This is a genomic window from Marinobacter halodurans (assembly GCF_004327985.1).
GTDB classification, from domain to species: Bacteria; Pseudomonadota; Gammaproteobacteria; order Pseudomonadales; family Oleiphilaceae; genus Marinobacter_A; species Marinobacter_A halodurans.
Genome location: NZ_SJDL01000025.1, coordinates 47,430 through 61,516 on the forward strand (window position 1 = coordinate 47,430; position 14,087 = coordinate 61,516).

Consider the following 14,087-nt stretch of genomic DNA (forward strand, 5'->3'; position numbering starts at 1 on the left):
GACTTGCCGGTACCATCCAGGGCCCGGCAAGCCCGAACACGCGGAGGTTCAGTCCAGTCCAACGGGAACGTCCTGTAGTGCTTGACCGATCGTCTCCCGCACCCACCTCTGGGCCGGGTGAGCATGATTACGCTCGTTCCACACCATCCCCACGGAAAATCCGGCCGACTCAATCGGTGAGGCAACGACCTTGAGATCCCTGCGATCCCTGACCAACCGCTGCGGCACCAGCGCTACGAGGTCCGACTGGGTCACGATCCCGGGAATCAGCAGGAAGGATGCTGCCGAAAGCACGACGTTGCGCGAGTACCCCAGCACTTTCAGGGCCTGATCAACGGGCGTTGAAAAATGGCCCCCACTGAGCGAGACGATGACATGCTCCAACTGGACGTAGTCGCCAATGGTCATGCCATCGAAAAGACGCGGGTGATCCGGGCGCCCCACCAACACATAGGTCTCGTTATACAGGTGTCGGTGCCTCAACGTGGGAGGGGCTTCTTCCGGAGTCATAAACGCCAGATCCACCTCGCCGCGGACCATCTGGGCCTCCAACCGGGCCGGTTCCAGATGGCGCAGTCCGATCCTTATCCCCGGCGCCTGACGCCTCAACGTGTTGATGACCGGCAAACCGACAGCCGCCTGGACATAGTCGGTACAGGCCAGCGTTATCGTCAGGCTGGTCTGTCCAGGATCGAAATGCTGATGGGTCGTCAGCGTGTCCCTCACCTGATCCAGCGCAAGGCGCAACGGAGACCGCAATTCCAGGGCTTTGGCGGTCGGGATCATGCCGCGATGGGCGGGAATCAGTAAAGGATCGTCGAACAGGTCCCGCAAGCGACTCAATTGGGCGCTGACCGCGGGCTGGCTCATGTGCAGGCGTGCCGCTGCCCGGGTGACATTCTGCTCGTCGAGCAAGGCCTCCAGTGTCGCCAGCAAATTGAGATCCAGCCTCTTGGTATCCATAATTCATATAGCTGCACAAAAAACCAATGATTTCATCAATAGCTCATTCTATTGCACGCTGACTCCGGCATCTATAGAAACCGGCTTCCCCGGCAAATCCTCGATAAGGAGCAGAGCAATGAACAAGACTGCCCTGGTTGTCTACGCCCATCCAGAACCCACCTCCCTGACCCGCCGTTTCGTGATGGAAACGGTTGGAACGCTCGAGCAGTTGGGTCACACCGTCATGCAATCCGACCTCTATGGCATGAACTGGAAAGCCACCTTTGACGAGGCGGACTTTCCCTGCCGCATCAACAAGGATCGGCTCGCCTTCATCCAGGAGTCCGGGCACGCCTACGCGACCCGACAGCAGACACAGGACGTCGCGGAAGAACAGAGAAAACTGCTGGCCGCCGACGCGGTCATCTTTCACTTTCCGCTTTGGTGGTTTGGCATGCCGGCGATCCTGAAAGGCTGGATTGACCGGGTTTACGCCTACGGCTTTGCCTATGGCTACAAAGGGGAAGGCAACCGCTACCGCTATGGCGACGGCATTCTCAAGGGCAAACGGGCCCTGCTCTCCGTCATGGTGGGCGGCCCTGCCAAGGACTATTCGCCCCGGGGCATCAACGGCCCCCTGGAAGAGCTGCTCTTCCCCATCACACACGGCGCCCTCTTCTTCCCGGGCATGGATGTGTTATCGACCCACGCCGTCTATGGCACGGGCAAACTGGAACCATCGGTTGCGGAAGCGGAAATAAGCGCCTGGCGTTCACGTCTCGAACATCTCTTCGACGAGGCTCCCATCCCGTTCCGGCACCAAAATGGCGGTGACTATGAGGGGCACGTACTTGCGGGGCACATCTCTTCAGGGAGAACGGGTCTGGCGATCCATGTCGACGAGGGGCGCGCTGATCAAGGCATTGATCAATGCCAGACCTGACATCTGTCAGCAACGGTGCTAAAAGCCCGTAAATTGTCGGAATAGATTGTCCTCCCGACCCCGCATGGCCTTTTCTTGAAGGTGCCGGTGCCGCAATGAAGTAGGAGCTTCTTCCGGGGTCCTAAGCGCCAGATCCACTTCACCGCACGCCCATTAACGGATCTGAGGCACGAAACGGCGAAACCGGGAGAGAACCATTTCCTACAGATCCACAGCCGATCAAATAAATCAGTCAGTTAAATAAACCTGCCCGGCTTTCTTTGTGATTATACCTTTCAGAGAGACCGCCAATAAGTGAGCAAATACCCCAAAAGGGCACTGGCATTATCGACCTGTTCCATATAACTTGAAGATAACGGCCATTCATTGACGATATTGTATGGTAGTCGTTGGTAGAAAAAAGCATAGAGAACGCTCATATCCAACGATTTTGAGATAAAAATTGAGATGAAACGCAAAACGGTTCTATTAGTCGATGACAATCCCGGTAACCTCAAGCTGCTGGTTGATTCCCTTGAAGGGGAAAATCTAAACGTTGCCGTCGCCCAGCAGGGAGAGGAAGCGCTGCAACGCCTTCAACGTACTCATCTAAAAAAACCAGACCTTATACTCCTGGATGTCATGATGCCCGGCATCGGTGGCTACGAAACATGTCGAAGAATAAAATCGGAGCCAGATCTTGCTGATATTCCCATCATATTTCTAAGCGCCCTGACAGATACTGATGAAAAGATCGCCGGATTCGCTATGGGAGCAGTAGATTACATAACAAAACCCATAAACTGTGCTGAATTAATAGCCCGGGTCAATACGCATCTCGAACTATCCGATTTACGTAAAAGACTCGATCAGCGAATTAAAATGCGAACGCAGGAACTGGTGGATGCCAACAATTCACTACGCCATGAAATAGAAGAACGACTGCGAGCAGAGAAGCAAATCAGGTATATCGCTACGCATGACCTATTAACAGATTTACCCAATCGTGTATTGTTTGAGGATCGTCTTAACCAGTTATTTGTCCAAGCAAAACGGCGAAATGAAAAAGTCGTCCTAATGTTTCTTGACCTTGATCAATTCAAGATTATAAATGACTCCTTGGGACATCAAATAGGAGACAAGCTAATACTTGAAGTCTCCAAGAGACTAAAAGGCGCTATACGGGCCGAAGACTCCATCGCACGGTTTGGCGGTGATGAGTTTGCGCTTTGCTTCCCGACCCGAGACTGCCAGCAAGAAATCGAGCTCATCGTCAAAAACATTACTGACTCATTCAGGAAGCCATTTATAATAAATGATCTCACCATTCACGCGAGTGCAAGTATTGGAATCGCCATCTATCCAGACGACGGAACCGATGCAGATACTCTCATGCGTAATGCGGATACGGCAATGCACCATGCCAAGCAATCTGGCAGAGCGGAGGCAAGGCAGTATACCGCCGAACTGAACAGGCATTTGCAGGACCACCTTAATTTATCGAATCTGTTGAGAGACGCCATCGAAAATCACGAACTGTTTTTAGAGTATCAGCCGCAGGTTGATCTCAACACAGGAAAAATCATAGGTGCAGAAGCCCTTATGCGATGGTCTCAAGGTGATGGTAGATTGGTTTCACCAGCAGAATTCATTCCTGTTGCAGAAGCGACGGGCTTGATTAAGGATCTTGGCGAGCTGGGGCTGCGTCTAAGTTGCCGGGAACTAAAGCGATGGATTGAGTCCGGGTATGATGATCTAAGCATGTCAGTTAATATCTCGGTCCCGCAACTGCACGCAACGGGCTTTGTAGAAACCATCGAGCATCTTGTCAACGAATTTAGAATACCGCCATCGCTCCTTAAACTGGAGATCACAGAAAGCCTGCTGATGGAGCATAGCGAAGCAATTCTGAATATATTAAAGCGCTTGAGTGATTTTGGAATCCAACTTTCCGTGGACGATTTCGGAACGGGTTATTCGAGCCTTGCCTATTTACAGGATTTCCCGGTCAACGACCTTAAGATCGACATTACTTTCATCAGGAATATTGGCACAGAGCATGGAAATGCGATTCCTTCAGCCATTATTGCCATGGCACACAGTCTCCACCTGAAAGTGGTGGCTGAGGGGATTGAGCATAATCGCCAGAGAGAGTTCCTGAGGTCACGGGGATGCGATTATGCGCAAGGCTTCCTTTATAGCCGACCGGTATCGGGAGAGGAGTTCCTGGAAAAATGCAGTGAAGTGAACAGAGGTATCACGAGCGTCTCGCTTGGTTAATTCGCGGATCCATTGGCGAATTAACCAAGCGAGATAACAGCATCAGGAGGCCTGGATACGAAAACCTGGAATATTTTCTATAGTTATGCCATTTAGCCCCGGCTAGCCATCCAGGCCGAGAAGGAAGGCTTTATGAATGCCTGCTCATTTTCACCCAACACTTCGGAACGAGCCGCTGTCGTTCCATTCCACATGGCTCTCTTCATGGCCGTGTTTTGCAGTCCAAATACCCGCATCCCAATACCGACGCTCCCGCTGTCACTGATCATTCAAGGGTTACCTCCAACGGGTCATCCTTCAACCCGCTCAATCCGAGCGCACCGGTCTAACCCGAAGCGCGCCCTCTCTATTAACAAGTGGGAAATGAATCATCAGATAAGGGCACAGCCATGGCCAGAAAAACAATTCTTTTAGTCGTTGCTCTTCTCGCCGCCCTGGTTTCCATTCCGGCAAGCGCCGATGCAGCCTATACTGGGAAGAAGATCCTTTACGTAGGCTCCTACCACGCCGGTTACCCCTGGAGTGACGGCATTGTAAAAGGTATAGAGAGTGTCCTTAAAGACACCGGGGTCGAGCTGAAACGGGTTGAGATGGACACGAAGCGGAATACCTCCGAAGCGTTCAAGAAGTCCGCTGCCCTGAACGTTAAGGCCGAAATAGAGAACTTCAAGCCGGATGTCGTGATCGCCTGCGACGACAATGCCGCCAAGTATCTGATCATGCCCTATTATAAGAATGCCGATCTTCCCTTCATCTTCTGTGGCCTTAACTGGAACACATCGGTATATGGCTTTCCCTACGACAACGTAACGGGCATGGTTGAGGTCTCAATGATGCCTCAAGTCATAAAACAGCTGAGAAAGTATGCACGCGGAAACAGGATAGGATTTATTGGCGATGACACGCTAACCAGCCGAAAGAACATTCAATACCATGCCGATATATTGAATATAAAGTATGACCAAATATACCTGGCGAAAAGTTTCTCTGAATGGAAAACCATGTACATGGAACTCCAAAGCCAGGTGGACATGGCCATAATCATAAATAATGCTGGCATATCCGATTGGGACGACGAAAAGGCCGTTGAGTTTGTAAGGCACAACACGAGCATTCCAACCGGTACAAACAACACCTGGATGATGGCATTCTCACTTCTTGGCATTATAAAAATGCCGGAGGAGCAGGGGCAGTGGTCGGCCCAGGCAGCTCTTAAAATCCTTGATGGTACGCCACCAAGTAAAATCCCCATCACTCATAACAAACAGGGAAAGCTGTATTTCAATATGAAACTGGGTAACATTTTCGGCATAGATACCGCTCCGGCTGGATCTATTGTCATAGAGTAGGAACAGGTCATGAAAAGCCTCCTGCGAATATCAGTCATTCCATTTCTATTGCTTTTCGCTGTCGCTGTGATGGCGGACGCGAACTATTCCGGAAAGAAAATACTTTTTATTGACTCCTATCACGCCGGCTTTGAATGGAGTGATGGAATCATTCAGGGCGCTAAGGATGTATTGAAAGGCACAGGGGTGGAGCTAAAGGTGGTCCACATGGACACAAAGCGCAACACATCCGAGACATTTATCAAAGCCAAAGCCCTGGAGGTAAAATCGACTATTGAACAATTCAAGCCGGATGTACTGATAGCCAGTGATGATAATGCATCAAAGTATGTCATTGTTCCCTATTATCGGGATACCGATCTACCCGTTATATTCTGTGCAGTGAACTGGGATGCATCCACATATGGTTTTCCGACCAAAAATGTTACCGGCATGGTGGAGGTGACGCTGGTTCCCGAGATCGTCAGGCACTTAAAGTATTATGCGGATGGTGATGACATCGGATTCATTGGTGCAAACACTTTGACGGCACGAAAGGAATATGACAACCATCGAGACCTTCTGGGGATAGACTATAAAAAAGCATACTTTGCACGCAACTTCCATGAATGGAAAGAGATGTTTATCAAGCTCCAGAGCGAAGTCGACATGGCTATCATGCTTAATCAGGTTGGTATCAGCGGATGGAACGATGCAGAAGCCATCCGGTTTGTGGAAGACAATACCAGGATACCTGTTGGATCATGGAATAGATGGGTTATGCCTTATTCATTGCTGGGTGTTACCAACATTCCGGCTGAACAGGGTTCCTGGGCAGCCCAGGCAGCGCTCAAGGTCCTGGAAGGCGTCCCCCCCAGCAAAATACCGCTGACGCACAACAAAGAAGGCAAATTGTTCTTCAATCCAAGAATCGGCAAGCGACTGGGCATCCAGACCCCGCCCCCCTTTGCAACAATATCGGATTAAGCGGCATAGAACGGCGGCCCTGACAAAGCGAGGCGAGCATGACAGACAGCTCGTACTATAAAAAGTCCCTTACCAGAGGGAGTCTGATAAAGATCTGCATGGGGATATCCGTCGCTGTTTTTTTTATTACCCTTATCACCTATATCTATGTTTTCTCAAGCCTGAAAAGCAGGGCGCTTGAAGATTTGGAAGAGTACATCACCCAGAGAGGCATAAGGGAAAGCATACCCTTCACCCTGGCAATGGATAATCAAAAGGCGTTCGCCACTGATTTTATAGCTCGCCTTGGACGCCGAAAGATAGCCAATATTGACCAGCGATTGGAGGCACTGTTTTACCGGCACAGCGATGGCACCTTGCGCATAGACAGCCGTTTCTTTGAGCAAGACGGAATAACGGGGGTCATCAGCACGTTGGGAAGCAACTACGCCAAAAGCACTGACGGCAGTACGGACTTCCCGCTGTCGTTCAGGCGTTCAATGATCGTTGGTTACGATATGTTGGCGCAATATGGCCCCGCATGGCATAACCGATTTGCAAACCTGTACGTCTCATTTCCCGGAGATGGAATATTCATGTATTGGCCGAAGATCCCCTGGGGATTGAAGACGGGACTATGGGAGATAAATTCCAAGATTAACCTGAGCAATCCAAATAACGAGGATGTTGTCGTTATTGACGAAGGTTCGAAAGTGGACGCAGACCCAAGCTGGAGTAACCTGTATTATGACTTTGCCGCGGACAACTGGATGGTATCCTCCACGACCCCCATTATTTTGAACGGAAAACATATCCTCTCGGTAAGCAACGACATTCTACTGCATGAACTGTTTAACCGTACCATTACCCAGCATCTTGACGGCACCTACAATCTTATATTCGACGCCAGCGGTAAATTAATTGTACATCCCGAATTCATGGATGCGATTCAATCCCAGGGAGGCAACTTTTCAATTCTGGAGGCCAATGACCAGAACCTGAGAAACATATACGAGCTCACCATCAGTCATCAGGAAGGGGTCATCGATAATGTTCTAGACGATGAATACCTGGGCATAACGAGGCTGGATGGGCCTGGCTGGTATTTTGTGACCGTTTTCCCAAAATCCATTATTTCCCAGGGTGCTTTCAAGACCGCCAGAGTCATATTGATTATCGGTTTGGTTTCATTGCTGTTGGAGATATTCATTCTCTACTTTTTCCTGAAAAGGCAAGTAGCCATACCGTTGAAGCAGTTAATGGACGCAACCAATCGCATAGCATCCGGCGATTTCTCGGTGGAGCTTGATGTGAAACGACAGGATGAAATCGGCCACCTGGCTCATCAGTTCAATACCATGTCCAGGAAGATCGATGCTCGGGAGAAGGCGCTGAAAGATGCACGACTGGAACTGAAGAAGATGAACGAAGGGCTTGAGGAGAGCGTGCAGCAACGCACGCAAGAACTGCAGAAGGCCCTGAAAGAAGTGGAAGACACCCAGGAGACACTGAAGCAATACGCGGATAGCTTGAAAGCCGCCATGACAGAGGCGGAAAGCGCCAACAAAGCCAAGAGCGAGTTTTTGGCCAATATGAGCCATGAGTTACGCACCCCCTTGAACGCGATCCTCGGCTTTTCCAGCCTGATGTCACGCGACCCTTCCCTTTCGGAGAGCTTGCGCAGGAATAACGAGATCATCAGCCGTAGCGGCTATCACCTGCTGAGCCTGATCAACGATGTGCTGGATATGGCCAAGATCGAGGCCGGGCAGGTAGAACTGGAAAATGCCCCATTCGACCTCGGCGCCATGGTGCTCGAGGTCAACGACATGATGCAACTGCGTGCGCAGGACAAGGGGCTTAAGCTGCAGTTCGACCAGACATCGCTTTTCCCACGTTATATCGTTGGCGACGAGTCACGACTGCGCCAGATATTGGTCAACCTGGTTGGCAACGCACTCAAGTTCACCCACGAGGGCGGCGTGACCATTCGCCTCGGTACCAGGAAAAATTCCAGGACCCATCTGGTGATCGAGGTCGAGGACAGCGGTATCGGTATAGCCCCCGAAGACCAGCAGTGCATATTCGAACCCTTTTTACAGCTTGGCGAACAGGCTATCAGCAAGGGTTCGGGGCTGGGGCTGTCCATCACCCGCCAGATGGTCCAGTTAATGGGGGGGCATATAACGCTTGAAAGTACGCCGGACAAAGGCTCGGTGTTCAAGGTAGACCTTCCATTGCAGGAAGCCCGGAAAAGTGACTTCCCCAAACCGAAACAGGCGGAGGACGGCGAAGTCGTCCACCTCGCCCCGGGGCAACCCAGATACCGAATCCTGATCGTTGAAGACCAAGTCGACAATCAAACATTACTGGCAAAACTGCTTGAATCGGTTGGCTTTTTGACGAAGGTTGCGGACAACGGAGAGGAAGCCATACGTATTTTCCAGAGTTGGCACCCCCACTTCATCTGGATGGACAGACGCATGCCCGTGATGGATGGAATGGAAGCAACTCGACGGATTCGTGAATTGCCCGGAGGTAAGGAGGTAAAAATTGTCGCTGTCACCGCTTCGGCATTTACCGAAGAGCGCAGGCAACTACTCGCGGGTGGCATGGACGACTACATACGCAAACCGTATAAGGCGCTCGAAATCTATGACTGCCTATCGAAGCATCTGGGAGTGGAATACATATACGAGGCGCCACCCGAACCGAAGACGCAACGCCCAAAGCTGACACCCGAGATGGTCGAAGGGTTGCCAGACCCATTGCGTGAGGAGCTCATTGAAGCCCTGGAAAGTCTGGAGATTGACCGTATTGATTCTGCGATAAAACGAGTTTCAGCGCACGATCAGCAGCTACAAACCACACTGAACCATCTCGCCCGCAACTTCGACTACCTGACGCTGATGAAAGCGCTGCAACAGAAGGATAACGAGTCCCCAACATAGTGGACGCGCCCTACCACTGCCCCTTCCTCGTGACCGGGCTATCAGGCTTTACCGATCCGTCAGGGCAAGCTGAACGCCCAGGCCTGCGAACGCTGCCGCGAAGCTCCGGCGCAGCCATCCCTGAACCCTGGGAGACTCAATGACGACGGTCCGAAAGGCATGGGCAAGCTGCCCGTAGAGAGCGAAAACAACAAAGGTCATCGCCATGAACACCGCACTCAGGCCCAATAACTGACCCAGTGGCGACATGGAATCCGCCGCAACGAACTGGGGCAGGAAGGCCAGGAAAAAGATCGTCAGCTTGGGGTTGAGGATGTTCAGCAGGAACGCCCTGAGCACCAGAGATGCCACACCACCCTTGCGCCGCACGTCTTGAACGGAGAAAGCGCTTCGATCGCGCCACGTCGCAACAGCGAGGTACAGAAGATAGACAACCCCGGCATACTTGAGCATCTGAAACGCGACCGCGCTGGTATGCATGACGGCCGCCAAGCCCAGAATAGTGGCCAGCAAATGCGGGACAATGCCAAGGGTGCATCCGAGAGATGCAAACAGGCTTGCACGACGCCCATGCATCAAGCCAGAGGAAACGGTGAAAATGACACCGGTACCTGGAATCAGAACGACAACCAGAGAGGTCAGCAGGAATTCAGCAGAGAACATGAGCGATAGCTCCTCTATCAGGCTTGAACTCAGATAACCCGCTATAAAGGGACTGCGTGGGTATGGGGGGCGACACGTCTGCCCGCACATGCAATGCCCGCCATAGCGCGATCCGCACGGCGGTGTTATCCGGCTTTGCAACCCCATCGCCCCGCATACGCGTCTCTCCCTCTGTCCTGGTACCCCGGTTTGTCCGCTGTAGCCCCGGGTAGGGCCATCATGCAAGTAAAGGTTGTTGTCACTCTCAGGTCAACTGGAGCTGAGCGGCTCTTGCAAACGCCATAAGCATGGCGCCACACGTGGCAAGGTCCAGGGGCAGCCGCAACAGACTGCGAGTGGTCCACGCCCGTGCCGCCGCTTCCGTGATGGCGGACGGATCAGCTCGTTCGAACGCGAGCGCTTTTGGAATGAAGTCGAACGCAGACCATACCCTCATCACCCCATGGCTGGCCAAGGCAATCAGCAGATACAGGCGCACATCGGCATGGGACCAACCGAGAACCAGCGAGACGATGAGCATCAGCTCAAACGCGACGTGCGCCGGGATCCAGAACCGCTTGCGCGAAACGCCGCCCCGGGCCGGTTGAATCAACTCGGGCCTCTTTGGCCAAGCCGGGTCAAGCACGCTGAACTCGTATAGACCTCCGCCCAGAGTGAGCAGCGCTAAAGCCATCGCAAGGCCAACGGGGACGATCAGGATGTTCTCCATGACACTCACCTGCGGATCTGAAGATTGCCATATATCTCGGTAGACCGTAATATTAGTAACCGGAGGTAATGGTGTCAAAATTAAAGAAAGATCAACGAAAGTCGCGCGAGGACCTTCTCGCCCGGTTGGCGAAGGTGGGCCGGGAGCACAGCGATGCGACCGTGCTTTTCCACGCGACGGTGGCGCGTCTGCTGGGCCTGAACGCGACGGATTACAAAACGCTGGGCGCTCTCGATCGCGAGGGCCCAATGACGGCAGGCGACATCGCAAAGCACACCGGCCTTGCCACAGCGTCCGTGACGAACCTGGTGGACCGGCTTGAGAAAAAGGGGTACGTCCGACGTATCAGTGACCCGGCCGACCGCCGGCGTGTCGTGGTCGCACCGGCGGCTGAGGCGGTCGATCGTGCCGAACGCCTACTCGGATCGACGCGCCAATCGCTCACACGACTCTACGAAGACTACTCCGAAAGCGAACTCGCCGTTATCGCGGACTTCCTCTCGCGTAACGCCGAACGATTGCGCACCGAGACCGGGAAGCTCGGCTCGAATTCAGGCGCAAGCCGCACGTAGCTCAAGCTGACGGCCCCGGCATATTGCCGAGCACGAAACTACCCGGGCCGGAGACTGCATGCGCCACCAGCACTCAACGTGACTACCCCATGATCATTGAGCCGTTGGCCAATGAACCGATGAAGGTCTGGTGCCCCTGACCTGGCGACATTACGTTCCGGGAAGGCTCATAGGCCTTTGTTGGCTCAGTCACGATCCGGTGCACCGAGCGGGAACAGGTGGCGGTAGGGTCGCGCCTCATCGACCACGCGCGCCACGGACGGGCGTTCCAACAACCTCTTCCGGTAGGATTTGAGCGCACCTTCCGGAATGGGATGCACCCAATCGGCATAGAACAAGGCGGGAGCTGCGGCGCAATCCGCGATACTGAAACGATCACCGTTGGCCCAGCCAGCGCCAATGCGGGCAGACAGCCACGCATAGGATTTATCCAGCACGACCCTGGCTTCTGCGGCACGACGCGAATCCTGCTGGTCCTCCGGACGCAGCGCCTCGCCCACGACTTGCTGCATCGGCTCGGCAATGTAGGAATCGAACACAGAGGCCAGCATACGGGACGTCAGCGCAGCATCCGGATCATCTGGAATCATCGTGGGAGCGTGGCCAAACCGGTCCAGGTACTCGATCACCGAATTGGACTGCGTAACCTCGATATGGCCATCCGTAAGGGCCGGAAACTGTCCCGTCGGAGACAACTCGGCAATACGAGCCGCGTTTTCGGTGTGGTCGGGATCGATCATACAGAAATCAAAGGGCACGCCTCTCTCGTAGGCGGCGATCAAAGCCTTCCACACGAACGCGGCGAATGGATGGCCATACAGTTTGATCTTCATCCTTCATCTCATCCTGAATTGGATTACCGAAGCAAGCGCGTGCCGCCCATAACAACGCCCAAGCGAGCGCAGCGGGTGGTCGGTCGGCCGGGACACCGATCAGGCCCGCGTCTCGTCGGCCTGCTCGAAGTGTGCCATCTGATCCGCGTAGGCTTTCCTGAACGCCGGACGGTCGGTTAGACGTGCCACATAGGCTTCCGAGGCCGGACGGTTGCCGAAAGTGCGTACCTTCGGCACGCGCAGGACGTCAGCCATCAACAGGTCCGCAACCGTGAAGCGGCCCGCCGCGAGCCAATCTCGCTCACCCAGGACATCCTCGAGTTGATAAAGGCGCTTGCCCATCCACCCTGCGAGGTCATTGTCGGCATTGCCGGAAATCGTCAGAAACCACCAAGGCACGCTGACCATCTCGATCGAATTGAGTGCTGCAATGGCCCATTGCAGCGTGTGCGCTTGTCCAGCCTCGTCACACGGCATCAGCGTGTCGGATTTCCAGGCAAGGTGCAGAAGGCAGGCGCCGCTTTCGAACATCTGCAGTTCTCCGTCACTCAAAAACGGAACCTGCCCAAAAGGCTGGCTCGAAAGATGATTGGTCTCGCGACCGTCAAACGGGACCGTTTGCACGGCGTATGGCAGCCCGGCTTCCTCGCAGGCCCATCGCAACCTCAGATCGCGCACAAAACCACGAGGCCCCTCGGGTACCCAGTCGTAGGTCCAGATCGTCAATTCGCTCATTCTCTAACCCTCCCGGCAAGCCGTCCAACAATTGCGGCATGCGTATCCATGGAATGAAACCGAAGGCGCAATGTCATGGGCATCGCCGTGCCTGCACCGGTTAACGAGCTTACCCCTCCAGTATTTCGATTTTCCATTTATCCGCAACTTGCTCTTGCCAGGCAAACCATCCAGGCTCAATGTGAGCAACCTCTTTCACTGAAGGATCCAGCTTGACGATCCCGGCCATGCAGATGATGGCTGTATTCTCCGGAACGGGTTCGCCCAATCCTAAAAACTGCCAGCCGTGATCATCTTCGTCGTGAAACACTTGAAGAATTGGCGCACCGTCAAACGCGATATCCTTACTTGTTATAGCAGAGCAATTTTCGGGTTGATCAAATGGCCAGTCGCTCATGTCTTCCTCGCACAGTTAGCGACCGCGAAACCAGGACAGAACTATTTTCTACAACTTATTGCCGCAAGTTGACAGCAAATCAACCAAATCTCTCCCGGCTTATAGCGCTCGCAACGATCGATATCGCTGGGCCGAATCCCAACGTTAAGGGAGACACCCTTGAGTGACCGCCAAAGCGAATACAGCAGCAAACGCAATACCCGTCAAAGTGGCGAGCCCGATCACAGACGTCATCGGCCGTCCAGGAAAGAGAATCAGTTCGTCATTCAGATGCATGATGCCAGTCAGCTTCACTTTGATTTCCGCCTGGCTATCGATGGCAGCCTGAAATCCTGGGCTGTTCCCAAGGGCCCATCGCTTGACCCTTCCGACAAGCGGCTTGCGATTGAGGTTGAGGATCACCCTCTCGATTATGCCGATTTCGAGGGGGTCATTCCGGAGGGCCATTATGGCGCGGGCACAGTCATGGTCTGGGACCGCGGCACCTATCGCAACCTGCGCGAGGAAGGCGACAAACCAACCTCCATGGCCGATGCTCACCGCGACGGTCTCATTGAAGTCTGGCTGGAAGGTGAAAAGCTGTCGGGCGGATTTGCGCTCAAACGCTTCCGGGAGGGCAAGAAGCCGCAGTGGCTGCTCATCAAGACGAACGATGACCATGCCGACGCCCGTCGTAACCCGGTTTCCACCGAGAACAAATCCGTCAAATCAGGGCGAACCCTGCACGCCATTGCCAAAGCGGAGAAGCCCGATGATTGACTGGCGGACAACCCTGACAGAAACCCA

General features: G+C 53.6%; 13 protein-coding genes. 7 read left to right on the top strand and 6 right to left on the bottom strand.

The window, feature by feature from the left end:
• Window positions 1-48: 48 nt before the first annotated feature.
• Window positions 49-963 (bottom strand): LysR family transcriptional regulator, encoded by a 915-nt coding sequence (locus tag EZI54_RS15250; protein WP_131482745.1) that lies wholly within the window; start codon window positions 961-963, stop codon window positions 49-51.
• A gap of 118 nt (window positions 964-1,081) precedes the next feature.
• Between EZI54_RS15250 and EZI54_RS15255 the strand changes: the two genes are divergently transcribed.
• From EZI54_RS15255 to EZI54_RS24840, 5 genes are all read left to right on the top strand, one after another.
• A complete protein-coding gene (locus EZI54_RS15255) occupies window positions 1,082-1,888 on the top strand; it encodes an NAD(P)H-dependent oxidoreductase (RefSeq protein ID WP_131482746.1) in 807 nt (268 codons plus the stop codon).
• A 447-nt stretch (window positions 1,889-2,335) separates the two neighbouring features.
• Window positions 2,336-4,147 (top strand): putative bifunctional diguanylate cyclase/phosphodiesterase, encoded by a 1,812-nt coding sequence (locus tag EZI54_RS15260; RefSeq protein ID WP_131482747.1) that lies wholly within the window; start codon window positions 2,336-2,338, stop codon window positions 4,145-4,147.
• A 389-nt stretch (window positions 4,148-4,536) separates the two neighbouring features.
• Window positions 4,537-5,496 carry an ABC transporter substrate-binding protein gene (locus tag EZI54_RS15265; RefSeq protein ID WP_131482748.1) on the top strand — a complete coding sequence of 320 codons (960 nt, stop codon included), beginning with the start codon at window positions 4,537-4,539 and terminating at the stop codon, window positions 5,494-5,496.
• 9 nt (window positions 5,497-5,505) lie between these two features.
• On the top strand, window positions 5,506-6,462 hold the full coding sequence (locus EZI54_RS15270; protein ID WP_131482749.1) for an ABC transporter substrate-binding protein: 957 nt from the start codon (window positions 5,506-5,508) through the stop codon (window positions 6,460-6,462).
• A gap of 98 nt (window positions 6,463-6,560) precedes the next feature.
• Entirely contained in the window at window positions 6,561-9,392 is a 2,832-nt protein-coding gene (locus tag EZI54_RS24840) for an ATP-binding protein (RefSeq protein ID WP_207389232.1), read from the top strand.
• Window positions 9,393-9,440: 48 nt separating this feature from the next.
• On the opposite strand, the gene EZI54_RS15280 is transcribed toward EZI54_RS24840, so the two are convergent.
• Together EZI54_RS15280 and EZI54_RS15285 are read right to left on the bottom strand one after the other, a co-directional pair.
• Window positions 9,441-10,055, bottom strand: a complete 615-nt coding sequence (locus EZI54_RS15280) for a LysE family translocator (RefSeq protein WP_131482751.1) — start codon at window positions 10,053-10,055, stop codon at window positions 9,441-9,443.
• 244 nt (window positions 10,056-10,299) lie between these two features.
• Complete coding sequence (locus tag EZI54_RS15285) at window positions 10,300-10,764, bottom strand: hypothetical protein (protein WP_131482752.1); 465 nt, start codon at window positions 10,762-10,764, stop codon at window positions 10,300-10,302.
• Between the two features lie 71 nt (window positions 10,765-10,835).
• Here EZI54_RS15285 and EZI54_RS15290 point away from each other — a divergent pair, with 71 nt between their 5' ends.
• Window positions 10,836-11,336: a MarR family winged helix-turn-helix transcriptional regulator gene (locus EZI54_RS15290; protein WP_207389233.1), complete on the top strand. Its 501-nt coding sequence runs from the start codon at window positions 10,836-10,838 to the stop codon at window positions 11,334-11,336.
• A gap of 185 nt (window positions 11,337-11,521) precedes the next feature.
• Here the strand turns inward: EZI54_RS15290 and EZI54_RS15295 are convergent, their stop codons facing one another.
• The 3 genes from EZI54_RS15295 to EZI54_RS15305 all read right to left on the bottom strand — a co-directional run bounded on the left by EZI54_RS15295 (window position 11,522) and on the right by EZI54_RS15305 (window position 13,301).
• Window positions 11,522-12,169 carry a glutathione S-transferase family protein gene (locus EZI54_RS15295; RefSeq protein ID WP_131482754.1) on the bottom strand — a complete coding sequence of 216 codons (648 nt, stop codon included), beginning with the start codon at window positions 12,167-12,169 and terminating at the stop codon, window positions 11,522-11,524.
• A gap of 99 nt (window positions 12,170-12,268) precedes the next feature.
• Window positions 12,269-12,904 carry a glutathione S-transferase family protein gene (locus EZI54_RS15300; RefSeq protein WP_131482755.1) on the bottom strand — a complete coding sequence of 212 codons (636 nt, stop codon included), beginning with the start codon at window positions 12,902-12,904 and terminating at the stop codon, window positions 12,269-12,271.
• 109 nt (window positions 12,905-13,013) lie between these two features.
• Window positions 13,014-13,301, bottom strand: coding sequence for a hypothetical protein (locus tag EZI54_RS15305; RefSeq protein ID WP_131482756.1), 288 nt, complete (start codon window positions 13,299-13,301; stop codon window positions 13,014-13,016).
• A 159-nt stretch (window positions 13,302-13,460) separates the two neighbouring features.
• Here EZI54_RS15305 and EZI54_RS15310 point away from each other — a divergent pair, with 159 nt between their 5' ends.
• Window positions 13,461-14,060 (top strand): DNA polymerase ligase N-terminal domain-containing protein, encoded by a 600-nt coding sequence (locus EZI54_RS15310; RefSeq protein WP_131482757.1) that lies wholly within the window; start codon window positions 13,461-13,463, stop codon window positions 14,058-14,060.
• Window positions 14,061-14,087 lie beyond the last annotated feature (27 nt).

Excerpts from the sequence above, each read along its gene's own strand:
- EZI54_RS15250 (WP_131482745.1), bottom strand. The coding sequence starts at position 963 with ATGGATACCAAGAGGCTGGATCTCAATTTGCTGGCGACACTGGAGGCC.
- EZI54_RS24840 (WP_207389232.1), top strand. The coding sequence starts at position 6,561 with ATGGGGATATCCGTCGCTGTTTTTTTTATTACCCTTATCACCTATATC.
- EZI54_RS15300 (WP_131482755.1), bottom strand. The coding sequence starts at position 12,904 with ATGAGCGAATTGACGATCTGGACCTACGACTGGGTACCCGAGGGGCCT.
- EZI54_RS15295 (WP_131482754.1), bottom strand. The coding sequence starts at position 12,169 with ATGAAGATCAAACTGTATGGCCATCCATTCGCCGCGTTCGTGTGGAAG.
- EZI54_RS15285 (WP_131482752.1), bottom strand. The coding sequence starts at position 10,764 with ATGGAGAACATCCTGATCGTCCCCGTTGGCCTTGCGATGGCTTTAGCG.
- EZI54_RS15260 (WP_131482747.1), top strand. The coding sequence starts at position 2,336 with ATGAAACGCAAAACGGTTCTATTAGTCGATGACAATCCCGGTAACCTC.
- EZI54_RS15255 (WP_131482746.1), top strand. The coding sequence starts at position 1,082 with ATGAACAAGACTGCCCTGGTTGTCTACGCCCATCCAGAACCCACCTCC.
- EZI54_RS15280 (WP_131482751.1), bottom strand. The coding sequence starts at position 10,055 with ATGTTCTCTGCTGAATTCCTGCTGACCTCTCTGGTTGTCGTTCTGATT.
- EZI54_RS15270 (WP_131482749.1), top strand. The coding sequence starts at position 5,506 with ATGAAAAGCCTCCTGCGAATATCAGTCATTCCATTTCTATTGCTTTTC.
- EZI54_RS15305 (WP_131482756.1), bottom strand. The coding sequence starts at position 13,301 with ATGAGCGACTGGCCATTTGATCAACCCGAAAATTGCTCTGCTATAACA.
- EZI54_RS15265 (WP_131482748.1), top strand. The coding sequence starts at position 4,537 with ATGGCCAGAAAAACAATTCTTTTAGTCGTTGCTCTTCTCGCCGCCCTG.